This is a genomic window from Sulfurospirillum sp. HTRB-L1 (assembly GCF_059415125.1).
In genome coordinates, this window is sequence record NZ_JCAHZR010000003.1 from 315,227 (window position 1) to 339,667 (window position 24,441).

Below are 24,441 nucleotides of genomic sequence, written 5' to 3' on the forward strand. Positions count from 1 at the left end.
TTTTTTTTAATAAAAATGGCAACTCTTTTTTAAAAACCCCCCGATTTATCGACACGCACGAGGCCATGCTTGTCATAGTGAAACACCACTTCCCTCACGCGCTCTTGCCATGCCACCCCAAAAGAAGCTTGGGCATCCTTGTCGCCTAGGCGTGCTTTTTCCATCAAAAGCGCAAGATTTTGGCTCTTAGGAAGAAGTTCAGGAAAGTACGAAAGGTTCACAAATGCCCCCGTATCTACGCGGGTAAATTGCACCATGCCCTCGATTGGTTGGCCAAAGGTGAGCAGTTGCGCACGAACAAAGGCACCACCAAGCCCTTTAAAACCGCCTTCATCCGCCGCGCCCGTGATATTGGTCATCACTTGTGCCATCACGCCTGTGACGCCGCTAGTTTTTGGCTCTTTGAACGCAATGCGCACCAAACCACGTTGGGGAATTTCTAAGGGGAAAAGGGTTTCTAGGGCTATCTTGGTCAGTATATAAGCACCCGCGACCGTAGGGCAACTGTGTCCTGCCATTTTAACACACTCAAGGTAGGTGATTTCGACAATGCCCTCATCAAAGGTCCCAAGCAAACACGCAAGGTCATCCTTTAGGACAAGGGGAGGAATTTCATTGAAAAACGGGGGATACATGGCAGACTCCTTTTTTAACGAAGCCTACCACAAGACGCGGTCTTTTTCCTTAATCACGCTCAAGGTTTACACCCTTGCGGAAACGGTATTCGATGATTGTTGCCGTTCCTTTGCCTTGGGTTTTACGCACTTCAAAATACGCACCTAGTTTTTCCACAAGCTTGCTCATCTTGCTTGAGCCGTAAGAACGTGGGTCAAAATCAGGATGCAGGCGTTTGACAATCTGCCCCGCTTCAGAAACCTTTACCCAGCCCTCTTCATCGCGCTGTTTTTCCCAAATTTGATGCATAATCCTTGCTGCTTCGCGGATACGCTCTTTGTGTTGGTTGGCTTCGGCTTCTTTTTCAAGTTCTTCTTCGGTTTTAAGGTTTTCAGTGAAGATAAAATCGTCGCAGGCGTTGCGGAAGGAAACGGGGGTTTTACGCTCTCCAATCCCAAACACATACACCTCCTCTTCTTTAAGACGCGAGGCAAGTTTGGTGAAATCACTGTCGCTTGAAACCAACGCAAAGGCATCAAATTTGCGCGTGTAGAGCAAATCCATTGCATCGATAATCATGGAAGCATCGGTGGCATTTTTTCCCGTGGTGTAAGCAAATTGTTGCACAGGCTGCACAGCAAGCTCGTTGAGCAAATCCCGCCAGTTTTTCAAATACCGACTCGACCAATCCCCGTAGGCACGTTTGATGATGATGTGTCCATGGGAAGAGAGTTCACTAAGAATTTGTCCGATTTTGCTCAGTTGCGCATTATCAGCATCAATCAACACGACGATTTTCTTTTGATGGAGTAAATCTTCCACGGCTTGCCTTTTTGGTAACACCTTATGAAACGCTCAAAAATCCCTGATACTGCTCTAAAAAACGCTGCATCCCCACAAGTTTAAAATGCTCCACGTCCCACGGATTGTCATCCACAAGTTGGTAAAAATCGCTTTTAAGCACATAAACGCTCGCACGCACGATTTTACCATTGTCTAACACAATATCTTCTGTCTTTCGCGCGTAGTATTCGCCCTCAAAGGTATCAAGACGCCTAAGGTCCTCAGCACTCACGTTTAAATACACCTCGCCCAACACACGCTCACTGGGTGCACCCTCAAAGGCAACAGGGTACGTTTCTTTTTGCAAACATCGCCTTCGAAACCCGTGCAAAGTTCCTCGAATGCTTTCGTATTCTCCTTGTACGACCCGCGTCCACACTGGTGAAAACATAAGGGAACCGTACGTAAAAACATTGACCATTCCTTGCTCCTTTGCTAAATCTAGGCGCCATTATAGTTAAAAAATCTAAAGGCAATGTGAAAGTAATATGCCTTACATGTAAAAGAATGACGCTATTTTTCCCTTGAATGCATGCCTTTAAGCTCCATATTAAGAGCCCTTGTAGAGATAGTAACCTCCCATAAGGAAAGCACCAAAGAGACACACATCGTCATAAGGCTAAGGCCAAACACTTTCGTGCCTAACACCAAAAACCCAAGTAGCATACCAAACATGGAAATAGTACACAGCAAAATGGAAACTACACCAAAAAACTGCATCCAGCGGGTTAGTTCCAAGCGCCTGCGGAGGTTTTCAATCTGCTCCATCACGCTCACCTTTTTCTCTTGTTGGCTCAACATGCGAATCAACGATGCCGTTGCTAAAAAACGGTTCGTATAGGCCAATAACAACAAGGACACTGCGGGAAATAACAGTGCGGGTGTTGAAATCTCAATTTGCATGCACACTCCTTTTACGCTAAATTACCACGAAAACCGTTCGTGTATTTTTTCCAAATCCGCCCAAGGAAGCGGTGGTGAGTAGAAATACCCTTGTGCCAAAAAGCATCCGCTTTCAAGTAAAAACTCTTTTTGCACCACGTCTTCAACCCCCTCAGCCAAGACTTCCAACCCCAAGCTTTTGCCAAGCGCCAAAATGGCTTTTGTGATGGCCATGTCGTCCAAATCTTCAGGAATGTCTCGGATAAACGAACGGTCAACTTTGAGCCTGTCTAGGGGAAATTGTTTCAAATAGCTCAAAGACGAGTACCCAATCCCAAAATCATCCACCGCCAAGGTTACGCCAAGTTTTTTAAGCTTGTTCATTAGCACCCTCGCCACCTTGGGGTTTTGCATGATATAAGTTTCCGTAAGCTCAAGTTCCAAATAATGAGGAGCCAGTCCTGTTTTTTTGGTCACTTCGTCTATCACGGTGTACAAATCATCATGGGTGATTTGTACAGCAGAAATATTCACCGCGGTTTTCCATGCCAAGCCGCACAACCCTTTATCTACCCACGCCTTGGTTTGCAAACATGCAATCTCTAACAACTGCCGCCCAATGGGAATAATCAACTTCGTGCCCTCTGAGAGTGGGATAAATTTATCGGGCATAATAATCCCCATGCCTGCATGCTCCCACCGCGCTAGGGCTTCCACACCGACCATCTTCCCCGTGCGCATGTCAACTTGAGGCTGGTAAAACAAGGTGAACTCTTGCGCATCAATGGCGCGGCGCAATTCGTTTTCCATGAGCATTTTTTCAAAAAGCGTGTGGGTGATTTCAGTGGTGTAAAAGGTGTAAGTGTTGCGCCCTGATTCTTTGGCTTTGTACATCGCCGCGTCCGCATTTTTAATCAACGTCTCAATGTCTTTGCCATCATTGGGGTAGAGCGAAATGCCCACGCTACATGTAAGGTTAAAATTGCGCTCTTTGACCAAAAAAGCGTCTTTAAATAAGTCCAAAATCCGCTTGACCACTTGTTCGAGGTAAAGCAAATCTTCGTATTCTTCTAGCACAATCACAAATTCATCGCCACCAATGCGCGCGATGGTATCTTTTTCTCGCAACAAAGAACGAAACCGCGCGGCCACTTCTTGCAAGATAATATCCCCCACCGAGTGACCAAAGGTATCGTTGATTTCCTTAAACTGGTCAAGGTCGATAAAGAGCACCGCGATATTAAATTCATCCCGTCTTGCCCATTCAATGGCATGTTCAAGGCGTGCTTCTAAGAGTAGGCGGTTGGGAAGTTTGGTGAGCGGGTCGTGGTGCGCCATAAACTCCAACTGTTGTTGGGTTTGTTTCATTAACGTAATGTCTGAGAAAACCCCAATATAATGCACCACTTCACCTTGTGCGTCTTTGACTTCAGAAATGGTCAAAAGCTCAGGGAAAGTCTCTCCATTTTTACGCACATTCCACACCTCTCCTTGCCAATACCCTCGGCTTAAAATGCGCTTCCACATGGCTTGGTAAAAGGAGCTGTTGTGGGTTCCTGAAGAGAGCAGTGTGGGGGGTTTTCCAATCACCTCTTCTGCTTCGTAGCCCGTAATGTGCGTAAAAGCAGGGTTGACAGAAGTGATAATTTGCTTTTTATCTGTCACGATAATCCCCTCGGCTGTGTTTTCAAACACACTTTGGGCCAAGAGTTGCTGTTGTTCTTGTTGGCGTTTTTGCGTAATGTCGTGGGCAACACCCACTAGACCAATCACCTCATTGTTTTCATTGATTAAGGGGGATTTTCGCACTTCAAGCACGTGAACCGTACCGTCTTTTTTCAACACACTTTCCATGAACGTCTTGCGCTGACGGGTTTGAAACACTTCCTCGTCAGTCAAGGCACACTGGGCAGAAATTTCTTTGGGGTAAAAAGCTTCGGAGGTTTTTCCTAAAATCCCCTGGGCATCTTGCCCAATAAAATCAAGCCAAGGCTGGTTGCCTCCGATGTATTCGCACTGGGTATTTTTGTAAAAAATAAAATCCTCCACCGAATTGATCACCGTAGAAAGGAGGTTTTTTTGCGCCATTAGTGCCCTGGCCGCCTCATAGCGTTCAGAAATGTCTTGCACAAAACCAACAATGTGTTTAACCCCTCCTGTCTTTGTGCGCTGCACGCTCAACGCCACTTCTACCCAAACGTACGACCCGTCTTTTCTTTTGTAGCGTTTTTCAAATTTTTCTTCGCTATGCCCCACCTCGCTCACCAAGCGCGCCCGCACCAAGTCGCCCATGGGCACATCCTCAGGATGGGAAATAGCGGCAATGCTTTTCCCCACAAGTTCCTCTTGCGCATACCCCAACAACGTGGCAATATAGGCGTTCACCCCTAAAATAACACCCTCTTGGGAAATGTACCCAATCCCAATAGCATGCTGGTTAAAGGTTTCTTCATAAAGACTTTGGCGCTCCTCCAAAGAGTCCTTGATGGAGTCGACTTGTTCGGTGAGTTCGAGGTTCAAGCGATGAATTGCACTAATATCACTCAGTAAAAGCTTAATCACTTTCGTGCCTAAAATCACTGAACAGCTCGCACTAAAGCGGTAAGTTTTTTGGTTTAAGGTGATGTACTCTTCCACATGTCGGCTTCCTTGGTCAAAAACCCGCAGGGTTTCTTCCCAAAGGGTCTTGGGCAAAAAGACACTCACATCATCATCAATCTGAACGCCCAATTCGTGTTTAGCGCGCTCATTTGCCCAACCAATCACGTACACTTCGCCCAAATCCAACACTTCAATCATCAATTCATTCATTTGGTTGTACATCAAGCGATTAGTTTGAAGTTTTTTTTCTAAAAAATTACTGTAGCTGCCTTGAAGATTGCGCAAAATATCGCGGGTTGTCATCACAAAATAGGTGGATTGGCCCTTGTCGAAAATAGCTATGCGCCGAATATTTTGCTGCTTAATCACCTCAAGTACGCGCTCAATCTCAACACTGGATTCAAAAAAAGTAAGGGGCGCGTGCATGACGTCCCTAAGGGTCATCGAAAATATTTCGGGCGATTGGGCCAGATGCAACACATCACTTTCGGTGACAATCCCCTCGGGCTTGCCCTTTTTTCCCACCAACACAGAACCAATGTTGTGCTTTGTCATCACTTCAATCGCCGCGCCCAAGGTTTGTTCAGGTTCAAGGGTGATGGCTTCGGTGGCAATATGCAAAAAATCATACAACTTCGTGCTTGCTTTAAAAATATCCGCTTCAAACTGGTAGATAATCTCTTCTTGGCTCACCGTGCCAAGGTATTCTCCATTATCACTCACCACCACAATACGGCGCAATTTTTGATCAACCATCAGCCCTAGTGCGTATTCCAAAGAACGGTTTCCGTTGGCTTTGATGAGTTGGCGCGAGCACAAAGAACACGCCAAAGATTTCATAGTGTTTTTTTGGTGCAGTAAGCGTAAAATGTCACGTTCGGTGATGATGCCATAGGGCTTTTTCTCCTGCAACATCACCATGTGGTTCACCCCACGCCCATTCATAAGCGCGATAATCTCTTCAACACTTTGCCCGCACTCTACCGCATCATTCTTTGGCTTAATAAAATTTTTTAGAATCATTCCACGCTTCCCTTATAACGCCGCATCAAACAACAACGCTTCTTTAACACTCACGTAACGTTCTTCTCCACACAATTCTTTGACGATTTCTAAAGCAAATTCCATTGCCGTTGCAGGGCCCGATGCAGTCATGATGTTATGATCATGCACCACCTTACATGTAGACAAATACCCTGGTGCGTTAATGATTGTATCAAAGGAAGGGTAGCAGGTGTAGTGGTCTTTTAAGACCCCCGCATTTTTCAGTGCCCACGGCGCCGCGCAAATGGCGCCAATGTATTTGTTGTCCCTATCAAAGGTTTGCAATAAGCGCATCATGGCTTCTGATTCTGCCAAATGCTTTGCTCCTGGCATTCCTCCTGGAAGGACCACCATGTCACACACATCAAGCACCACGTCACCAAGCAGCATGTCCGCATGCATGGCAATGCCATGGGCGCCTATTACCACTTCACGGTCAAGCCCTGCGCTAATCACTCGTATTTGCGCGCGCCGCAAGACATCGATGAGTGTCACGGCCTCAATCTCCTCAAATCCATTTGCCAAAGGAATAAGTACGGTGCGTTCCATGAGCCTCTCCTTAAAAAATCATGAAGCATTATAACAAGTTCACCTTCCAAACCCACACTCTTTTGCTACAATACCACATGCTAATTTTAAAAGGAGTTCCCATGCATGTTGCGATTACCTATTGCACTGTTTGAAAATTTTACCCTAGAGCTTCCCGGGTGGAAGAAGAGTTAAAAGCAGCCTTTCCTGAAATTACCGTTGAACTTATTGAGGGAAGCGGCAGTGTGTTTGATGTTGTGGTGGATGGAACGCGTATTTTTTCAAAAAAAGAAGGGGGGCCAGACCAATACCGACGCTTTCCCGAAGAAGGAGAAATTACAGCGTTGATTAGGCAGTTTAAGGCATAAAAAAACCCTTACATGTAAGGCTTACATGTAAGGGAATTGCGCGGTGTTATTTGCTAACGCGCTCCAAATATTCACCTTTGATTGTATCTACACGAATTACTTCCCCTTCTAGAACATGAAAAGGAACTTGCACCACAGCACCACTCTCAAGGGTTGCAGGCTTTTTGCCTCCTTGTGAATCTCCTTTGAAGTTGGGTGGGGTTTCGACGATTTTAAGTTCAACCGTCCCAGGGACTTCTACGTCGATAGCTTGCCCGTTGTGAAATAAAATATCGACCATCATGCCATCAATCATCCATTTAATCACATCGCCCACTTGGTCATGGGAAATTCCTACTTGTTCGTAAGATTCTGTGTCCATAAACTGCAACAATTCACCATCATCGTACAAATACTGCATCTGCTTTTGCACAAGGTTTGGTTGTTCGCACTTGTCGCCCGCATGAAAGGTTTTTTCAATAACTTTGGCATTAAAATAAGATTTTATCTTGACACGCACAAAGGCCGCGCCCTTGCCGGGTTTGACGTGTTGATACTCTGTAATCTTATACGGTACGCCATTTAGCTCAATTTTGAGCCCTTTTTTCAAGTCTCCCATGGAGTAAGAAGCCATTATCTCTCCTACAAAAATTTTTAAAAGTATAGCCAATTTTTGATTAGATTTTTTTACAAAACCCCCTCACTCCTCCCCCAAGGCACCTCGTACGCGCAAGCTCCATCTTTTTGATTAGCAAATAAACTCATGTTGTATACAGTATTAAGTATATTTAACCATTCTATTAAGAATTTATTTACAGTTTAATATCTGTTTTATCTAGTATAGTGTAGAATTACGAAGTTTTTTTTCATTAAAAATGTATTTTTTATATCTAAATACGCAGTTTAGGTAGCACAATGAACACTTCTGATATCTTTAATCTCTTGCACAGCAGTGTAGAGGCGCAGCATTTGGGAAAACGCATCTCCCATAAGGAAATGGCTCAACTGCTTGGCATTTCCATGCGCACCTACCAAGAATGGCGTCTTGGCAATAACGCGCCAAAGGCTGTTAAAGCGGTGTTTAAAATGTTGGGGTTGCTCAACGATGATGATGTGGTGCGATTGGTTAGGCGAGTAAAAAATGCCCAAAGGGAAGTTCAATGACGCATGTCTCTATTCAAGAAAAGCAAGGGCTTGAAGAATTATTTTTATGCTTAAGCAAACAGCAACAACGCCGTTGCCCCAAGGCATTTGCAAAAGAGATTCGCGGAAGGATTTTACGTTTTTGGGCCAAGGCGCGCCGTAAGAAAAAGGCGGCCTTGGGTCGTTAGTTAAAGGACGGCGTACTCTGCCCAGATGCAGGTTTTAAGGGCATTTAGCTTTGCTAAAATGTGTTTATCGATGGCTTCATCCACCAAAATCACCGCCAGCGCCATGCCGTGCTCGTCTCTTCCAAGCCTAAAATCTGCAATGTTCACGTGGTGTTCGGCCAAAATGGAACTAATATCCATGATAACCCCAGGAACATCGGAATTTTTAAAGACAATCATCTTGCCCTTGGGTTTAAAGTCGGTTTTAAAGCCGTTGATATTAACGATGCGTTGTTCGCTCTCGCCAAACACCGTACCGCTGATGCTTGTCATCCCTTTTTCGGTAGTGATTTTGACGGTAATTTTATTGTCATACCCACTTTTTGGCTCCACAATCGCTGAGGTTTTTACCCCTTTTTCCTTTGCCACAAAAGAAGCATTCACATAATTAATCGTCTCTCCAAGGGATTCACGAAACGCACCCACAAGGGCAAAAGTGAGCATAGAATTGACATATTTTCCAATATTCCCCTCTGCTTCAAGGCGGATGGATGTGATAGAGTGTTTGTTAATTTGTGCTGCCATGTGAGACATTTTTTGCAACAATTCCACATAAGGCATCACAAAAGGAGGTAATTCTTCTACCTTGAAAGGAAGGTTTAGCGCATTGGGATAACTGGTTCCTCGAAGGGCGGCTAGGGCTTGCTCGGCCGCTTGGATGGCGATTTTTTCTTGTGATTCAAGGGTGTTTGCCCCCAGATGAGGTGTTACACAAATATTATCAAGGTCGAGCAAAGGGTGATCCGTTGCTGGCTCATAAGAAAAAACATCGATGGACGCATAGGCCACCTTTCCGCTACGCAAACCTCGCTCAAGGGCTGTTTCGTTGTACAAACCGCCGCGCGCTACGTTGATGAGTCGCACCCCTTTTTTCATGCGTCCGATTTCTTCATCGTCAATAATATTGAGGGTTTCTTTATTTTTTGGCGTGTGAATTGTGATGAAATCACAGGCCAAGATGTCCTCAAAATTTTCCGTGTAGCTCATGCCCAAGTCCGTTACTTTAGAAGAAGGAATATAAGGGTCATACGCCACGATATCCATCTCAAAAGACTTAGCCCGCAGTGCCACACGGCTCCCAATGTTTCCAAAGCCAATGACGCCGAGTTTTTTACCACACAGTTCAACCCCATACCACTTTTCGCGTTTCCACACACGGTCATTTTTGAGGTGATTGTGGGCTTGAGGCAAACTCCTTGCCGAAGCCAAAAGGTGTGCCATGGTGAGCTCCACCGCTGCAATCGTATTGGCCGTAGGAACATTCATGGCGATAATGCCACGCTTACTGCACGCTTCTAAGTCCACATTGTCCACGCCAACACCTGCACGCACGAGTGCTTTAAGGTTTGTTGCCGCGTTTAAAAAGGCTTCGTCAATATCCGTGGAACTTCGCGTGATGGCAACCTCGGCCTTATGCATTAGCCCCAAAAGTTCATCTTTGGGAACCTTGACCGCATCAATCACTTCCACACCCTCTTGCCTTAAAAGCGCAAAGCCTTTAGGATGAATCGCGTCACATACAATTACCGTTTTCATAACCATGCCTCTTTCACAATGGATTCTATGTCATATTCTTTCAACCGTTTTACCACGCCCTCTAGCATCTCTTTGCGCTGCGCATTCACATAAATCACATTACCTTGGCGGTCTTTAACCACACTGTAGGCAAAGGGAAAGGCTTGAAGTGTCTGCATGATGCAAAAATGAGAGTATTGGTCGCTACGCTCAATAACCAGTTGAAAAATGTGTTCTTTAGGGGGTTTTGCTTCTTCTAGCTCTAGTTTAATAAAAAGCTCATTCACGGGAAAATGGTAATCCAAGGCGGCGGCTTGGGCCATTTTCTGGGCCCAAGAACCACCTTGTCTTACTGGCTGAGGTGTCTGTTTTTCGCTAGGTGCAACTGCTACCACCTGTGCTGTAGTCTGATTGGCAAACCGAATCAGTGCGATAAACACTGCCGCCAAAAAAAGACCAAGCAGCACAAAGGAGGAGAACAGTATACGTTTACGCATTTCTTAGGACAATTGGTCTTTAAGAATATCTCCCAATGTCATCTTCTCTTCTTTGTTAATCTCGTTGAGCACTTCGCGCTCTTTCATTTTAGACAGACGACGAATAGAAAGACGGATGCGGTTCTTTTTTTCATCAATAAAGGCGATGGCTGCTTCAATCTCATCCCCAATGCTCACCTCTTCAGGATTCACAGGACCTAAATCCTCCTTGCGGATAAGGGCATCAACATTCTCTTCAAGCTCAACAAAAATGCCAAACTCTTTAACATCACGGATTTTACCTGTAACGATATCACCCGCGCCATGTTTTTTGGCGTACTGTTGCACAGGGCTATCTTGAAGCTCTTTGCGGGAAAGGGAGATTTTTTCGCTCTCTTCGTCCACTTTTACAATCTTCACTTCAACTTCGTCCCCTACCTTAAAGAGGTCTTTGCATTTTTCATTGCGATCCCACGAAGCGTCTTCATTGTGAAGCAACCCTTCTACAGAACCCACGCGCACAAAGGCACCAAAAGCAGTCGTTGTTGTCACTTCGCCCATCACAACATCGCCCACCTTGAAGGCAGATTTAAACTCATCAAAAGGCTTGGCAAGCAAGTTTTTCAAAGAAACACGAAGGCGTCTATCTTGTGGGCTGATTTCAATCACTTCCACGTCTACCACTTGACCCTCTTCGATGTGGTCTTTGGGGTGTTTAATATTTTTGTCCCATGAGATTTCGGAAATGTGCAAAAAGCCTTCAATGTCATTTCCCAAATCCACAAAGGCGCCATAAGGCTCAATGTTGCTAATGGTCACTTGAATAGCATCGCCCACGTCTAGCGCATCTTTGATTTCATCCCAAGGATCTGGCATTGCCGCTTTAATAGAAAGAGAAAGGTGGCGTTTTTCCTTGTCATAGCTAATGGCTTTAACAGGAACCTTGTCGCCTTCGCTGTAAAGAGTGTTGGGATTCACAGGACCTTTATAGCTGATTTCGCTGTAGTGTACCAAGCCGTCCACGCCACCGATATCCACGAACATGCCATAGGTCGTAATCTTTTTAATCACGCCTTCAACAACGTCATCTTTTTCCATGAGTTCTTGAATCAAGTCTTTACGTTTTTTGCGGTCATCATCAAGGAGTTTTTTACGAGAAACCAAGATAGATTCACTCTGGGGATCAATCTTTAAAATGCGCACTTTGATTGATTTTCCGACGAGTGTTTGGGGGTCACGCACGGCTGCTTGTGAGCGTGGCAAGAAAAATTCAACACCATCATCATCTTCTGCAATAAATCCACCGCGGTTTTTCCCTACGATTTTTACATCCAAAATAGTCTCGTCTTCTTCTGTATGCGATTCAATAAACGCTTTTACTTTTTCTTTTTTGAGTGCTTTTTTATGGGAAACCATCGGACGTTCGTTGCGGAAACCTGTTACAACCACTTTAATCATATCGCCAATTTTATACGTCGGTTTTCCCTCAGCATCTAAAATTTCAGCGATATTAAGGCGGCCCTCAGACTTCTTGCCCACGTCCACAAGTACCATGTCGTCTTTAATTTCAACGATTACACCGTCAACATATGCATCTTTTTCGGTCTCTTTAAAAGATTCCTCAAGCATTGCAGCAAAATCTGCCTCTTCCATTGTCTCTTCATGCTCATTTGCACCCTGTGTTTGAACATTAGTGTTCACCTCAGCCATCACGATCCTTTGTGTGTTTAAATTTTGTCTTTTGCGTTTGAATGCGAAAAACAGACGAAAAGTCGCTTATTATACTTTAAAATTGCTTATTTTTTCAATAATTTTTTCAATAATCCAATCTGGGGTTGAAGCTCCCGCTGTAATACCGCACAATTGCTTGCCCTCAAACCACGTTTTCTCCAACTCTCGCTCACTCTCAATCAAATAACTGTCAAAGCAAAATTCTTTGGAAATGTGCAGCAACTGCTTGGTATTTGAGGAGTTTTTGCCTCCTATGATGACCATGACATCTGCTTCTTTGGAGAGCTCTCTTGCGGCATCTTGGTTTTCAAAGGTGGCATTACAAATAGTGTTAAACACCCGCACTTCTTTGTAATGGGAAATAAGGTGGCTCACAATTTCTTTGAACTCTTCTACCTTGCGTGTGGTTTGAGAGACCACAGCCACCCGTGAGCCAAGTTTCAAGGTGGCCAATTCCTTTACATGTAAGACCACATGCACCTCGCCACTGGCGTAACTTTTTACCCCTTTGACCTCAGGGTGTGCTTCGTCTCCAAAGATAACAATGTCATACCCTTCCTTGCTCATTTTCTCACAAATCTTTTGAGGCTTGGTCACATAAGGGCAGGTAGCATCGATGATGTCGACCTTTTTATCTTTCAAAAACTGAAGGTCTTGTTTGGGAATACCGTGGGTGCGAATAATAGCTTTTTGCGTATCTGAAACCTGGGTGATGTCTTCAAGGGTTTCGACGTTAAAGTTTTTTTTGAGGCGTAAAATTTCTTCGTTGTTGTGAATCAAGGGTCCAATCGTTGAGGCATTTTGCGCACTCTCAGCAATCTTAATGGCCCGCTTAACCCCAAAGCAAAACCCATAGTTTTTGGCCAGCTTAATCCTCACGGGCGTCTCCAAGGCTTTGCAGTAGCGTGAGAAAATTTGGAAAAGAAGTTGCCACGCAAGCGGTGTCGTCGATTTCCATGCCGCATACTAACCCCGCGATAGCAAAGCTCATCGCAATGCGGTGGTCACCAAAACTTGTTACCTTAGCAGGCTGCAACGTCCCGCCAACCACTTCAAATCCATCCTCAAACTCCCGAGCCTGTATGCCGCAGTGGCGTAAGTTGGTCACGGTGGTTGCGATGCGGTCACTTTCTTTCACGCGCAATTCTTTAGCCCCAGAAATCTTGCTCACCCCTTTTGCACACGCAAAGGCAATGGCAAGAGCGGGAATTTCATCAATCAACCACGCAATATTTTCGCTCACTTCTATCCCCTGAAGAGGAGCGTAGGAAACGCGAATATCGCCAATGCTCTCATAAGCCTCGTCCGTAATGGTGTATTCAATCTGTGTACCCATGCGCTCAAGCACCTTAAACGCCTCCGTGCGCGTAGGGTTTAAAAGCACCTGTTTTAAGACCACGCTACTTCCTGGCACAATGGCCGCAGCAAGGGCAAAGAAAAACGCGCTAGAAGGGTCTGAGGGCACGGTAATATCCAACGGTTTTAAAGGGGATTTGGGGGGATAAACCTTTACATGTAAGCCTTCTCGCTCAATCTGTACGCCCATACCTGAGAGCATTTTTTCCGTATGGTCGCGGCTCAGCTCGGGTTCCCAAAAGTGACTGGGTGCCTCAGCGCTTAAGGCGGCTAGCAATAAAGCACTTTTCACTTGTGCCGAAGCGATGGGGCTTTGGTAGGTAAAGGCGTTTGGGCGTTTCCCGCGAATAGCAATGGGAGATAAATCACCCTTTTTGCGCCCATCAATCTGTGCTCCAATGCTTCGCAAAGGGTCTGCCACCCGCCGCATGGGACGGTTAGCAAGGTAAGCATCACCGTGCAAGACAAAGAACCCCTCACGCGCTGCTAAAAAGCCCATCAAGAGTCGCATTGCCGTTCCAGAATTACCACAATCTAGCACAACAGGCGGCTCCAAAAGCGCCAAGGGCGGGGTGAGTACCATCACGCCGTCCTTCTCTTCCACGCTAACGCCAAGCTGCTTCACAATCGCCAAGGTACACAGGGTATCTTCGCCTTGAAGGTAGTTGCGCACGCGTGAGGGCTGGTCGCTTAAAAGCGAAAAAATAGCGCACCGATGAGAGATAGACTTATCAGGCGCTATGGCTTCGATGTGTTGAGAAAAGGGCGCGGCTGGCTTTACGTGGTAAGTTTTCATCGCATTCCAATACCTAAGGTTTCATGCAGGGTTGCTAGGACGGCGTCGATGGCAAGAGTGATCTCTTTTTCTTCCAAGGTGCGCTCAGCATGCTGAAACAAAAGCTTGATGGTCAAGCTCACATGCTCTCCAAGGTCCGCACTCTCAAAACGGTCGATGGGGTAGCACTGGCTTAAATTTGCAATCTTTGCCTCTTCAATACACGAGCGAATGCGTTGGTAGGACATGCTACGAGGAATCAGTAAGCTCAAATCCCGACTTGAAGAGGGAAACTTAGAATACTCCGAAGCCACAATGCGCTCTTTGGCCAACACGTCCACTTCCAACTCGGCGATATACGTGCGGGGCAAATCAAAATCTTTTTCCACTTGCGCATGCACTCTTGCCAAAAATCCCACGCACACCTCGCCCACCATCACGTTGGCGTATTCGTAAGGACTGGTGAGTTTATTGGTCGGCGTAGCCGCTTCAAGACGCATGTGTCCGATGACTTGGGAAATCTTAGAAGCAAAGTTCATGAGCGTGATAGGGCTTGGCTTGCCATGATTTGGCAGTGCAGCCTCTTCGCTCTCTCCGCTAAAGACAAATCCCAACTTTGTTGTTTCGTTACGGCTACGGTCAAAAACCCGTCCAAGTTCAAACAAAGGCACACGTTTTCTGCCATTTTTAATGTTTTTGCTTGCCGATTCTAACAGATGTAATACCAACGTGGCGCGCATGGTGTTGAGCTCATTGGTGATGGGATTGGAAAGTTCACGCTTTTTATACACCCCATTAATCCCATAGTGTTCTTGTTTTTTTTGCTCATCAAACAGATAATGCACGCTTTCAAAAAAGCCAACCGCAGCGGCTTTTTGGCGCAAAGAGGTACGGAGTTTATACTGGGCATAGGCCGCATTGGCACGTGATTTTTCCGCAAAAACAAAGGGTTTGGCGGCAATGTTATCGATGCCCACCATACGCACAATCTCTTCGCACACGTCTTGTGTATTGACCACATCGTGGCGAAAAGCAGGAACGCTCACGTGCATCACTTCTTGTTCAACCTTTACATGTACATCAAATCCAAGGCGTTTTAAGATGTCAACCACGCGATTTTTAGGAATCTCTTGACCAATCATCGCACATAACTCTTCTAGCGACAAAATAACCATCTTGGGCTTGTGTTCTTTGGTGAGTTTTTGTGACCCCGCGTACAAGGAAACGCCATTTTCCTTATGAAGCAATGTCCACAAATATTCCACGCCAAGCTCAAGTTCAGGCTCACTACCCCTTGCGGAGCGGTATAAGTGCTTATCGGCACTCAATGCTTTATTTTGCGCGCCCAATGCCGCCATGGATTCGGGCGAAGAAAAATTCGCCTCAATAATGACAATCTTGCTCTCAGGTGTTGTGCGACACGCACTCTCTTGGGAAAACCCGACGTACGCCACACGCCCGTTGGCGCCAAAGACCGCGTCCAAGCCATTGGTGTCTTTTTTGAGGTGAATGGTTGCTTTTTCCTTACTGTCTACAAAACAAGTGTAATCGTACGCACGCATCAACACACCCGTGGCGTATGTAGCATACTCTAACACGCGCTCCACATCACTTCCAAAGGTTACTTCCACTTGCGCTAGCCGCACCTCCATCAGCACGTTGGGTTTGATAGTGTGTTTTTCAAAGGCTTTGTACACAAAGGAGCCTTCGAGCTTGTCTTCGGCGTGCAAGGAAAGAATGCGTCCAATGCCCAAGAGATTTTCCTCTTCTTCAATCGCCTTGTGTTGTGCCAAAGGACGTTTTAGCGCCACCGCCAAGTCTCTTGCCACCCCGCGAATACTCAAACAATCCCCACGGTTTGGCGTCAAGCCAATCTCAATCACGTCATCATTCAGCGCTTGAATCTCACACAAAGGCTGCCCAAGGCGCAACTGGCCTACGCTCTCATCAAGGACCATAATGCCCTCGTTAATCTTGGGCAAGCCAAGTTCAGTGGAAGAACAAATCATCCCGTTGGAGTCGATGCCGCGCAAGCGTGTTGGAGCAATCTCCAACCCTCCGGGCAAAATGCACCCTTCAAGGGCGACAGCTACCCACTGCTCTTGCGCCACATTGGCCGCGCCACAGACAATTTGAAGGGGTTCTTTTTGGCCTACATCCACAAGGCATACGTTGAGTTTTTGCGCATCAGGATGGGATGTTTTTGATACCACTTGTCCCACAACCACTCCCCCTGGAATGCGTTGTTGCACCAAACCATCAACTTCCAAACCAATGGCATTGAGTGTTTCACAAACCGTTTGTGTTGAAATGCCCTCAAGTTCAATCCACTCATTAAGCCACGCTCGTGTTACTATCATCTAAACTGCTCCAATAATCGTAAATCGCCCTCAAACAGTGAGCGTAAATCTGGTATTTGATGAAGCAACATCGCAAAGCGCTCTACTCCCAAACCAAAGGCATAACCACTCACATTTTCATATCCAACGGCTTGGAAAACATTGGAATCCACAACGCCGCACCCTAGCACTTCAAGCCACCCTGTGTGCGAACACACACGGCATCCTTCGCCCTTACAGAAAATACAGCTGATGTCCACTTCCGCACTGGGTTCTGTAAAAGGAAAAAAGCTAGGACGAAACCGTACTTTCACATCGCCAAACATGTGTTTCAAAAAGTCTTCAAGGATAAACTTCAAATTTGCAAAGGAAACCTTACCCACCTCATCCACAACCAACCCTTCCACTTGGTGGAACATGGGAGTGTGGGTCAGGTCAAAATCCCGCCGAAACACAGACCCTGGGCAAATCATGCGAATGGGTGGTTTTTGGGAGAGCATCGTGCGCACTTGTACGGGAGAGGTGTGGGTGCGTAGCAACATGCCATCGTCAAAATAAAAAGTGTCTTGCATGTCGCGCGCAGGGTGGTGTTTGGGAAGGTTGAGCGCTTCAAAGTTATGGAAATCATCTTCCACCAGCGGCCCTTCCTCGATGGAAAAATTCATCCCCACAAAATAATCAATAATTTTATTCATGGTTTCCATCACAGGGTGCAACGCGCCCGCGCCCAATGTTGTACTAAAAAGGGCTACGTCCACCGCGTCTTTTTGCATCACTTCGTCTATTTTTCCATGCTCTAACACCTCTTTTTTTTCTGCTAAGAGTGTTGTGAACTTTTCTTTGGTTTCATTAAGCGTGCTAGCAACCTGTTTCTTCTCTTCCCCTTGAAGGGTTTTTAACTTTGCAAACGCTTCAGTAAAATAGCCTTTTTTTCCAAAGACCAAAAGTCGAATTTTTTCCAACTCATCAAGCGAGTGACACTTGGCTATCGCTTTTTCTAGCTTTTCCAACGGTTCTGCCTTCTTAAATTTTTGAACTGATTGTAGTCAACTTTTGATTATAAACGTGTTAAAAGCCCAAAAAATGGTGAAATGTTGCCTTAAACGCGTTACATGTAAAGGCGATTATTTTTCTCAACTGATGGAGAATGAAGGCTTTTCTTGCTATACTCTTTCTTCATTTATTTTACCAAAAGGAGCGTTTTATGCGTGAAGTTACCGTCTTTGAGCGCATTGTTGCAGGAGAACTTCCTTGTAACAAAGTGATGGAAAATGAGCACTTTTTAGCCTTTCACGACATCAACCCAAAAGCACCCATTCATATTTTGATTATTCCCAAAAAACATGTGAAAAATTTTCAAGAAGTAGACCCTAAAACCATGGAAGCCATGACGCCTTTTATTCACGCCGTTGCTTCTCTTTTAGGGTTAGAGAGTTCAGGGTACCGGCTGATTACAAACAACGGAGAGGATGGTGGGCAAGAAGTGCCCCATTTGCATTTTCATCTCTTGGGCGGAACCAAGCTTGCATGGGGGCATTTTACAGATGCCAATCCAAAGGGAAGCCTCTAGGCCTCCCTTTCTTTTAGCCACGCTTCTACGTGAGAGAGTTGTTCTAGGGTGCGTTTCGTGGCCGTACCCCCCTGAGAACTTCGGGCATTCATGGAGGCTTCAAGGGGTAAACACTCTAGCACGTCTTCTTTAATCCGCCCATCAATACGCACGAGTTCTTCAAAAGAAAGTTCTGACACATCGCATCCCAACTCTTCTGCCCTTGCGACCGCGCGACCTGTGATGTGGTGCGCTTCGCGAAAAGGAATATTGCAAGAACGCACAAGGTAATCGGCCAAATCGGTGGCACTTAGATGCCCAACTTTGCAAGCAGCCAACATCTTGTCCGTATTAACACTCAGCGTTGCCATGGCTGCGGTTAAGATTTGCAAAGAAATCGTCGCGGTTTGAACGCTATCAAACACCCCCTCTTTGTCCTCTTGCATGTCTTTATTGTAAGCCAAGGGCAATCCCTTAAGCACGGTCAAAAGACCCATGAGGTTCCCATACACCCGACCCGATTTTCCCCGCAATAATTCGGGCACATCGGGGTTCTTCTTTTGGGGCATAATCGAACTTCCCGTAGAATATTCATCACTAAAAGTGACAAAGCGAAACTCTGAGCTTGACCACAAAATGAGCTCTTCAGAAAGGCGAGAAATGTGCATCATCATTGTTGCAATATTAAACAAAATCTCTAAGGCAAAATCTCGGTCGCTCACCGTGTCAAGGCAGTTGGGCGTTACCCCTTCAAACCCTAAAAGCTTGGCCGTTAATTGCCTGTCCACAAGATGGGGTGTTCCCGCTAGCGCGGCGCACCCAAGGGGCAAAAGATTGTTGCGTTTGTAAGATTCTTCCAAGCGTTCAATATCGCGCTTAAACATGTACATGTACGCCAAAAGATGAAAGGCGAAGTTGATGGGTTGTGCGTGTTGTAAGTGGGTCATCCCAGGCATCAGGGTCTGGGTATGTGCTTTAGCAATGCTCAGCAAGGTTTGAATCAAGGCATCAAGATGGCCAATGAGAGAACGGTTGCTTCGCAAAACATAGAGGCGAAAATCTAGCGCCACTTGGTCGTTGCGGCTACGCGCAGTGTGAAGCTTGCCTCCCACCTCACCCACCAGTTGCGTTAGGCGCTTTTCAATGGCCATGTGGATATCTTCGTCTTCAATTAAAAACTCAAATTTTCCCGCTTCAATCTCTTCGCGCACCGTTGCTAACCCTTCGCATAAAATACGCGCTTCTTCTTGGGTTAAAATCCCCTGCGCACCAAGCATGGTCGCATGGGCCATAGACCCTTCGATGTCTTCTTTATACAACAGTTTGTCAAAGGGCAACGACGCGTTAAAAGCATCTAAAAGTTTTGCTGCCCCTTGTTTAAACCGACCCGACCACATTTTTGACATACTTCTTCCCTTGTGTTAAATACTTGGACCCGCTGCAGAATAATCATGTTCTGCGTCTTCGGTAAGGTATTTTTGAAAATTATGGGCAAACATGCCTGCTAAGTGGATTCTTCCTTCATCGTAACGCGCTTTATTTTCCCATGTGTTTTTAGGGTTCAAAAGTTGCGTCTCTACGCCATCAAGGTGTTTGGGGATTTGCAAATCAAACACAGGAAAGGTTTCAAACTGAGCGTTATTGATACTTCCATCCAAGATGGCGTTAATGCAAGCCCTAGTTGCTTTGATACTCATGCGCTTGCCAATCCCATAAGGACCGCCCGTCCATCCAGTGTTAAGCAAAAAGACATTCACATTGTGCTTTTTGATTTTCTCACCCAAGAGTGTGGCGTATTTGGTAGGGTGCAAGGGCAAAAAGGCTTCGCCAAAACATGCGCTAAAGGTAGCAACTGGCTCTGTGATGCCCCGCTCTGTTCCTGCAACCTTGGCCGTATAACCACTTAAAAAGTAGTACATTGCTTGTTCGCTTGTTAACTTAGACACCGGGGGCAAAATGCCAAAGGCATCCGCCGTGAGGAAAATAATGTTTTGCGGATGTCCTGCTTGCAAGGAGGGTTCGTGATTTTGAATGTGGTAAATAGGATAAGAAACACGGGTATTTTCTGTCTTGGAACCATCAGAGTAATCCACCTTCCCCGCCGCATCTGCCACAACATTTTCCAACAGCGCGTCTTTCTTGATAGCACCAAAGATTTCCGGCTCACTCTCAGGGTCTAGGTTAATGCACTTAGCATAACATCCGCCCTCAAAGTTAAACACCCCTTCTTCATCCCACCCGTGCTCATCATCCCCAATCAAGCGCCGATGAGGATCGGTAGAAAGGGTGGTTTTACCTGTTCCAGAAAGCCCAAAGAAAAGAGCAACATCCCCCGCTTTGCCCACGTTTGCCGAACAATGCATGGAAAGTTTTCCCTCCAAAGGTAGCCAATAATTCATCATGGAAAAAATACCTTTTTTCATCTCGCCACCGTACCAGGTGCCGCCAATGATGGCGATATTTTCCTCGATGTTAAACACCACAAACACGTCTGAGTGCAACCCGTGTTTTTTAAAATCTGCATTCACGCATTTACATGCATTATAGACGGTAAAATCGGGCTTAAACCCTTCAAGTTCTGCTTCGCCAGGGCGAATAAACATGTTTTTTACAAAATGGGCTTGCCACGCAACTTCTGTTACAAAACGCACTTTTTTACGGCTTGCCAAACTTCCCCCGCAAAACGCATCTTGCACATAAATGTTTTTATGGGAAAGTTGCTGTTTAACCTTAGCAAAAAGCTCTTCAAAGATCTCTTTTGAAATTGCTTGATTGATGTTTCCCCACGCAATGTGCTCTTTGGATGGGCTTTGTTTCACAAAGTATTTATCTTTAGGACTTCGTCCTGTGAAGATACCCGTGTCCACCATAAAGGTGTCATTTTCCGTGCGCCATCCTTCATCCTTGGCGACCTCGTGCTCAAAAAGCGTCGCGTAATCCAAATTATAATAAACCGTCTTTATGCCCTTTAATCCTAATTCTTCCAGTCCATTAATTGTTGACATTCTTCTATCCTCGTTCGTACACTTATTTAAAAATAGACAACAGTACGCCCGCTGCGACCGCCGAACCAATAACACCCGAAACATTTGGACCCATCGCATGCATTAACAGCACATTGCTTGGATCCTCTTTCATGCCCTCTTTGTTAGCTACCCGCGCTGCCATTGGAACAGCACTCACCCCTGCTGCACCAATAAGCGGATTGATTTTATCTTTCGTAAACAGGTTCATCGCCTTTGCCATTAAGATACCTGATGCGGTACCTAAGGCAAAAGCAATCAATCCTAAAATTAAAATCCCCAGTGTCTCAGGTGCTAAAAATTTATCTGCATCAAGCTTTGAGCCCACCGCAAGCCCAATAAAAATCGTGACAATATTAATCAGTGCATTTTGCAAGGTATCAGAAAGGCGCTGTACAACACCTGATTCTTTCACCAAGTTACCAAACGCCAGCGCCCCAATCAAAGGCGTTGCATCGGGCAAAACCAATAAGGAAAGCAACACGATACTAACAGGAAAAATAATCTTTTCCAAGCGGGATACTTCGCGCAGTTGCACCATCTTAATCTTGCGCTCTGCCTTGGTTGTGAGGGCACGCATAATAGGCGGCTGAATCACCGGCACAAGCGCCATATACGAATACGCCGCCACTGCTACTGCACCCAAAAGATCAGGGGCGAGCTTGGAGGTAATGAAGATGGCCGTAGGCCCATCCGCCCCGCCAATGATGCCAATCGCCGCGGCATCTTGCAAGGAAAAATTCACCACGGAAGTATACTGACTTAGCGCCACCGCTCCAACCAGTGCCCCAAAGATACCAAACTGTGCCGCTGCGCCCAAAAGGGCGGTTTTGGGGTTTGAGAGCAAGGGGCCAAAGTCTGTCATGGCACCCACGCCCATGAAAATGAGCAACGGAAACAAGCCATTAGCAATGCCCGCATCGTAAATGATGCCTAAAAACCCATTGGGCCCTGCAATTTCCGCAATGGGCACGTTGGCCAAAAACCCGCCAAAGCCAATGGGTAACAAAAGTAATGGCTCAAACTTTTTTGCAATAGCAAGGTAAAAAAGGATGAAAGAAACCACAATCATAATGAGCCGTCCCCAGGTCTGGGTAAACACACTCAGTTCATGTCCCGTGGAATCCTTTAGCCCCTCTTGCGGGTTCATAAAAGCATACACTCCCGTAGACTCGTAAAAACTCTTAAACAGTTCGCCGATGTCTTTAGAATGGTACTCTTTTTGTTCTTGTGGGGCCATCGGAGCTTGTGCGGCACTCCCGCACAAAGGCATCCATGCCAAAAACATCACGACAAGAAATGTCTTAAGTGCTGATTTTTTCATATTTTTCTCTACAAAACCACAAGAATCTGGCCATTTTCAACGCTCTGGCCCTCGGCAATCTTCACTTGACTCACCACGCCAGCACACGGAGAAGGAATCTCGATTTCCATTTTCATTGCTTCTAAGATGACAATGACTTCACCCTCGTTCACGCTTTGCCCTTCTTTCACAAGAAGTTTAAAGACAGATCCAGGCAAGCTTGCACGCACTTCGGCTCCCGAAGAGGCAACGGGTGTTCCATGGGCCACTGGTGCCGCAGGAGCGATGGAGGTGATATTCACATCCGCACCTTCGGCCACTTCAACGGCGTAGGATTTACCATTGACCATCACTGTATACACACAGGGGCCGTGGTGGGGCGTGCTTGCCTCAACCGATGCTTTTGGCGCTACAGGGGAGTTTTTGCGCACACTGGCTTTGGCTTCTCCTTTTAAAAAGGCGATGCCTTTTTCCTTGCACGCCGCGGCAATGAAAAGGTTTTCTTCTGTCGCTTCAAGGCCTGCGGTTTCTAAAATTTTGCGCGTGTAGGCTAAAGATTTGGTTTCGTCTTTGTCTGCTAGGTCAATAGCGTGTTCCGTGGTGGGCTCAAGTTTGAGTTGCTCTGCGGCAAGTTTTACCACCGACGCGTCTGGGGAAACAGGAGTTTTTCCAAAATAGCCAAGCACCATTTTGCCATACCCATCGGCAATCTTTTTCCATGGCCCAAACATGACATTGTTGAACGCTTGCTGAAAATAAAACTGGGACACTGGCGTAACACTGGTACCGTACCCGCCTTTTTCCACCACTTCGCGCATGGCTTTAATCACCTCGGGAAATTTGTCTAAGATGTTGTTATCGCGCATCATTTGCGTATTGGCCGTTAATGCGCCACCGGGCATGGGCGAAAAAGGGATAAGTGGAGAAACCTGCACCGCTTCAGGGGGCATAAAATACTCTTTCAAGCACCCTTGAAGCACTTCTTCGTAAGTGAGGATTTTTTCCACATCCAACCCACCTAGGTCATAGGGTTTGCCCTTCACTGCGTGCAACATGGTAAGAATGTCGGGCTGGCTTGTGCCACCACTCACAGGAGCCGCCGCCAAGTCGATGCCATCGACGCCCGCTTCTAGCGCAGCCAAATAACACGCAACGCTCACCCCTGCGGTTTCGTGAGTATGAAGCCTTACATGTACGGATGCTGGCAAAAGTTTTTTGGCCATTTTAATGGTTTCGTACACCTTTTGGGGACTCGATGTGCCACTTGCATCTTTAAAGCAAATGCTATCATAGGGAATCCCTGCGTCTAAAATCTCGCGCAGTGTTTTCTCGTAAAACGCCACATCGTGCGCGCCCACGCATCCAGGAGGAAGGTCCATGAGTGTCACCACGATTTCGTGTTTTAACCCATAATGCACAATACGCTCACCGCTGTACTTGAGGTTTTCAACATCATTGAGTGCGTCAAAATTTCGGATGGTCGTCGTGCCGTGCTTTTTAAAAAGCTTGGCATGCAAATCAACAATTTCCTTACTTCCCGTGTCTAGGGTCACGGTATTAACCCCGCGGGAGAGGGTTTGAAGGTTTGCCTCTTTACCAACAATTTCACGAAATTTATCCATCATCTCAAAGGCGTTTTCATTGAGGTAGAAAAAAAGGCTTTGAAAACGTGCGCCCCCACCAAACTCAAAATGTGTGATTCCTGCCTCTTTTGCTGCAGCCACAGCAGGCATGAAATCGTCCATAAGGACTCTGCCACCATAAACGGATTGAAAGCCGTCTCGAAATGTCGTGTCCATAATATCGATGAATTTTTTTGCCATGATTGCCCTTTTCTAAACGTTTAGTGACGTTGTTGGTTACGAAATGTTTGGATCGCTGCGGAAATCACCGCTACAAGCGTGGTTTCATCGGATGGGGATGATGAAGTGCTCCCGGAGGTGTGCGGTTTGGGAGTGGGTTTTTGAGGAAAGAACGTTGTTAGGATGGCCGATTGCGCGTACAGCAACGCCACCATCAGCATCAGGAATAAAAACACGGTCGTGATTCCAAGGACCATGAACTTTAGCCCCTCTGCAACGAGATTGATTTCCATGCCAGAAGCCTTTTTTGTGAGAACATTTTTAGCGTGGTTGCTAAATGGC

Annotated in this window: 22 protein-coding genes and 1 pseudogene; 4 read left to right on the forward strand and 19 right to left on the reverse strand. The window is 46.1% G+C overall.

Annotation, left to right across the window (positions count from 1 at the left end):
• Nucleotides 1-29: 29 nt before the first annotated feature.
• From AC5SLM_RS07105 to AC5SLM_RS07130, 6 genes are all read right to left on the reverse strand, one after another.
• The gene (locus AC5SLM_RS07105; protein WP_495250245.1) at nt 30-635 is read right to left on the reverse strand and encodes a hypothetical protein; all 606 of its coding nucleotides are present in this window, start codon (nt 633-635) and stop codon (nt 30-32) included.
• A 49-nt stretch (nt 636-684) separates the two neighbouring features.
• Entirely contained in the window at nt 685-1,437 is a 753-nt protein-coding gene (locus AC5SLM_RS07110) for an NYN domain-containing protein (protein ID WP_495250246.1), read from the reverse strand.
• A gap of 22 nt (nt 1,438-1,459) precedes the next feature.
• Complete coding sequence (locus tag AC5SLM_RS07115) at nt 1,460-1,879, reverse strand: gamma-glutamylcyclotransferase family protein (protein WP_495250247.1); 420 nt, start codon at nt 1,877-1,879, stop codon at nt 1,460-1,462.
• A 92-nt stretch (nt 1,880-1,971) separates the two neighbouring features.
• Nucleotides 1,972-2,361, reverse strand: coding sequence for a DUF2721 domain-containing protein (locus AC5SLM_RS07120; RefSeq protein ID WP_495250248.1), 390 nt, complete (start codon nt 2,359-2,361; stop codon nt 1,972-1,974).
• 21 nt (nt 2,362-2,382) lie between these two features.
• A complete protein-coding gene (locus tag AC5SLM_RS07125; RefSeq protein ID WP_495250249.1) occupies nt 2,383-5,964 on the reverse strand; it encodes an EAL domain-containing protein in 3,582 nt (1,193 codons plus the stop codon).
• A 12-nt stretch (nt 5,965-5,976) separates the two neighbouring features.
• A complete protein-coding gene (locus tag AC5SLM_RS07130; protein WP_495250250.1) occupies nt 5,977-6,534 on the reverse strand; it encodes a DJ-1 family glyoxalase III in 558 nt (185 codons plus the stop codon).
• Between the two features lie 149 nt (nt 6,535-6,683).
• Here AC5SLM_RS07130 and AC5SLM_RS07135 point away from each other — a divergent pair.
• A pseudogene (locus AC5SLM_RS07135) lies at nt 6,684-6,881 on the forward strand (Rdx family protein); the annotation flags it as partial.
• A gap of 46 nt (nt 6,882-6,927) precedes the next feature.
• On the opposite strand, the gene efp reads toward AC5SLM_RS07135, so the two are convergent.
• Entirely contained in the window at nt 6,928-7,494 is a 567-nt protein-coding gene (gene efp, locus AC5SLM_RS07140) for an elongation factor P (protein ID WP_495250251.1), read from the reverse strand.
• A gap of 281 nt (nt 7,495-7,775) precedes the next feature.
• Between efp and AC5SLM_RS07145 the strand changes: the two genes are divergently transcribed.
• The gene (locus AC5SLM_RS07145; RefSeq protein ID WP_495250252.1) at nt 7,776-8,024 is read left to right on the forward strand and encodes an XRE family transcriptional regulator; all 249 of its coding nucleotides are present in this window, start codon (nt 7,776-7,778) and stop codon (nt 8,022-8,024) included.
• Nucleotides 8,021-8,191, forward strand: coding sequence for a hypothetical protein (locus AC5SLM_RS07150; RefSeq protein WP_495250253.1), 171 nt, complete (start codon nt 8,021-8,023; stop codon nt 8,189-8,191). The genes AC5SLM_RS07145 and AC5SLM_RS07150 overlap by 4 nt, the downstream gene beginning before the upstream one ends.
• Here the strand turns inward: AC5SLM_RS07150 and serA are convergent, their stop codons facing one another.
• The 7 genes from serA to pheS form a co-directional block, all read right to left on the reverse strand.
• Nucleotides 8,192-9,766 (reverse strand): phosphoglycerate dehydrogenase, encoded by a 1,575-nt coding sequence (serA, locus tag AC5SLM_RS07155; RefSeq protein ID WP_495250254.1) that lies wholly within the window; start codon nt 9,764-9,766, stop codon nt 8,192-8,194.
• Nucleotides 9,763-10,242 carry a hypothetical protein gene (locus tag AC5SLM_RS07160; protein WP_495250255.1) on the reverse strand — a complete coding sequence of 160 codons (480 nt, stop codon included), beginning with the start codon at nt 10,240-10,242 and terminating at the stop codon, nt 9,763-9,765. The genes serA and AC5SLM_RS07160 overlap by 4 nt, the downstream gene beginning before the upstream one ends.
• A 3-nt stretch (nt 10,243-10,245) precedes the next feature.
• Nucleotides 10,246-11,931, reverse strand: a complete 1,686-nt coding sequence (locus AC5SLM_RS07165; protein ID WP_495250256.1) for a 30S ribosomal protein S1 — start codon at nt 11,929-11,931, stop codon at nt 10,246-10,248.
• Between the two features lie 69 nt (nt 11,932-12,000).
• Nucleotides 12,001-12,831: a 4-hydroxy-3-methylbut-2-enyl diphosphate reductase gene (locus AC5SLM_RS07170; RefSeq protein ID WP_495250257.1), complete on the reverse strand. Its 831-nt coding sequence runs from the start codon at nt 12,829-12,831 to the stop codon at nt 12,001-12,003.
• On the reverse strand, nt 12,821-14,104 hold the full coding sequence (gene aroA / locus AC5SLM_RS07175; RefSeq protein ID WP_495250258.1) for a 3-phosphoshikimate 1-carboxyvinyltransferase: 1,284 nt from the start codon (nt 14,102-14,104) through the stop codon (nt 12,821-12,823). Before aroA ends, AC5SLM_RS07170 begins: the two co-directional genes overlap by 11 nt.
• Nucleotides 14,101-16,443 (reverse strand): phenylalanine--tRNA ligase subunit beta, encoded by a 2,343-nt coding sequence (gene pheT / locus AC5SLM_RS07180; RefSeq protein WP_495250259.1) that lies wholly within the window; start codon nt 16,441-16,443, stop codon nt 14,101-14,103. The genes aroA and pheT overlap by 4 nt, the downstream gene beginning before the upstream one ends.
• The gene (gene pheS, locus AC5SLM_RS07185; protein ID WP_495250260.1) at nt 16,440-17,432 is read right to left on the reverse strand and encodes a phenylalanine--tRNA ligase subunit alpha; all 993 of its coding nucleotides are present in this window, start codon (nt 17,430-17,432) and stop codon (nt 16,440-16,442) included. The genes pheT and pheS overlap by 4 nt, the downstream gene beginning before the upstream one ends.
• A 194-nt stretch (nt 17,433-17,626) precedes the next feature.
• On the opposite strand from pheS, the gene AC5SLM_RS07190 reads away from it, so the two are divergent.
• Nucleotides 17,627-17,992 carry a histidine triad nucleotide-binding protein gene (locus AC5SLM_RS07190; RefSeq protein ID WP_495250261.1) on the forward strand — a complete coding sequence of 122 codons (366 nt, stop codon included), beginning with the start codon at nt 17,627-17,629 and terminating at the stop codon, nt 17,990-17,992.
• Here the strand turns inward: AC5SLM_RS07190 and argH are convergent.
• Genes argH through AC5SLM_RS07215 form a run of 5 tightly spaced genes read right to left on the reverse strand, consistent with a single transcriptional unit; the run spans nt 17,989 to nt 24,392 of the window.
• Entirely contained in the window at nt 17,989-19,377 is a 1,389-nt protein-coding gene (gene argH / locus AC5SLM_RS07195; protein WP_495250262.1) for an argininosuccinate lyase, read from the reverse strand. The two genes, AC5SLM_RS07190 and argH, sit on opposite strands and share 4 nt — an antisense overlap.
• A 15-nt stretch (nt 19,378-19,392) precedes the next feature.
• Nucleotides 19,393-20,967 carry a phosphoenolpyruvate carboxykinase (ATP) gene (pckA, locus tag AC5SLM_RS07200; RefSeq protein WP_495250381.1) on the reverse strand — a complete coding sequence of 525 codons (1,575 nt, stop codon included), beginning with the start codon at nt 20,965-20,967 and terminating at the stop codon, nt 19,393-19,395.
• A 31-nt stretch (nt 20,968-20,998) separates the two neighbouring features.
• Nucleotides 20,999-22,318 (reverse strand): sodium ion-translocating decarboxylase subunit beta, encoded by a 1,320-nt coding sequence (locus AC5SLM_RS07205; protein ID WP_495250263.1) that lies wholly within the window; start codon nt 22,316-22,318, stop codon nt 20,999-21,001.
• A gap of 8 nt (nt 22,319-22,326) precedes the next feature.
• A complete protein-coding gene (locus AC5SLM_RS07210) occupies nt 22,327-24,120 on the reverse strand; it encodes a biotin/lipoyl-containing protein (RefSeq protein ID WP_495250264.1) in 1,794 nt (597 codons plus the stop codon).
• A gap of 20 nt (nt 24,121-24,140) precedes the next feature.
• Nucleotides 24,141-24,392 (reverse strand): OadG family protein, encoded by a 252-nt coding sequence (locus tag AC5SLM_RS07215; protein WP_495250265.1) that lies wholly within the window; start codon nt 24,390-24,392, stop codon nt 24,141-24,143.
• Nucleotides 24,393-24,441: the final 49 nt, after the last annotated feature.

What these genes read in the sequence shown, in the direction of transcription:
- AC5SLM_RS07105 (WP_495250245.1), bottom strand. Translation starts at nt 635, where the DNA reads ATGTATCCCCCGTTTTTCAATGAAATTCCTCCCCTTGTCCTAAAGGAT.
- AC5SLM_RS07115 (WP_495250247.1), bottom strand. Translation starts at nt 1,879, where the DNA reads ATGGTCAATGTTTTTACGTACGGTTCCCTTATGTTTTCACCAGTGTGG.
- AC5SLM_RS07120 (WP_495250248.1), bottom strand. Translation starts at nt 2,361, where the DNA reads ATGCAAATTGAGATTTCAACACCCGCACTGTTATTTCCCGCAGTGTCC.
- AC5SLM_RS07125 (WP_495250249.1), bottom strand. Translation starts at nt 5,964, where the DNA reads ATGATTCTAAAAAATTTTATTAAGCCAAAGAATGATGCGGTAGAGTGC.
- AC5SLM_RS07130 (WP_495250250.1), bottom strand. Translation starts at nt 6,534, where the DNA reads ATGGAACGCACCGTACTTATTCCTTTGGCAAATGGATTTGAGGAGATT.
- efp (WP_495250251.1), bottom strand. Translation starts at nt 7,494, where the DNA reads ATGGCTTCTTACTCCATGGGAGACTTGAAAAAAGGGCTCAAAATTGAG.
- AC5SLM_RS07145 (WP_495250252.1), top strand. Translation starts at nt 7,776, where the DNA reads ATGAACACTTCTGATATCTTTAATCTCTTGCACAGCAGTGTAGAGGCG.
- AC5SLM_RS07150 (WP_495250253.1), top strand. Translation starts at nt 8,021, where the DNA reads ATGACGCATGTCTCTATTCAAGAAAAGCAAGGGCTTGAAGAATTATTT.
- serA (WP_495250254.1), bottom strand. Translation starts at nt 9,766, where the DNA reads ATGAAAACGGTAATTGTATGTGACGCGATTCATCCTAAAGGCTTTGCG.
- AC5SLM_RS07160 (WP_495250255.1), bottom strand. Translation starts at nt 10,242, where the DNA reads ATGCGTAAACGTATACTGTTCTCCTCCTTTGTGCTGCTTGGTCTTTTT.
- AC5SLM_RS07165 (WP_495250256.1), bottom strand. Translation starts at nt 11,931, where the DNA reads ATGGCTGAGGTGAACACTAATGTTCAAACACAGGGTGCAAATGAGCAT.
- aroA (WP_495250258.1), bottom strand. Translation starts at nt 14,104, where the DNA reads ATGAAAACTTACCACGTAAAGCCAGCCGCGCCCTTTTCTCAACACATC.
- pheT (WP_495250259.1), bottom strand. Translation starts at nt 16,443, where the DNA reads ATGATAGTAACACGAGCGTGGCTTAATGAGTGGATTGAACTTGAGGGC.
- AC5SLM_RS07190 (WP_495250261.1), top strand. Translation starts at nt 17,627, where the DNA reads ATGCGTGAAGTTACCGTCTTTGAGCGCATTGTTGCAGGAGAACTTCCT.
- argH (WP_495250262.1), bottom strand. Translation starts at nt 19,377, where the DNA reads ATGTCAAAAATGTGGTCGGGTCGGTTTAAACAAGGGGCAGCAAAACTT.
- AC5SLM_RS07205 (WP_495250263.1), bottom strand. Translation starts at nt 22,318, where the DNA reads ATGAAAAAATCAGCACTTAAGACATTTCTTGTCGTGATGTTTTTGGCA.
- AC5SLM_RS07210 (WP_495250264.1), bottom strand. Translation starts at nt 24,120, where the DNA reads ATGGCAAAAAAATTCATCGATATTATGGACACGACATTTCGAGACGGC.
- AC5SLM_RS07215 (WP_495250265.1), bottom strand. Translation starts at nt 24,392, where the DNA reads ATGGAAATCAATCTCGTTGCAGAGGGGCTAAAGTTCATGGTCCTTGGA.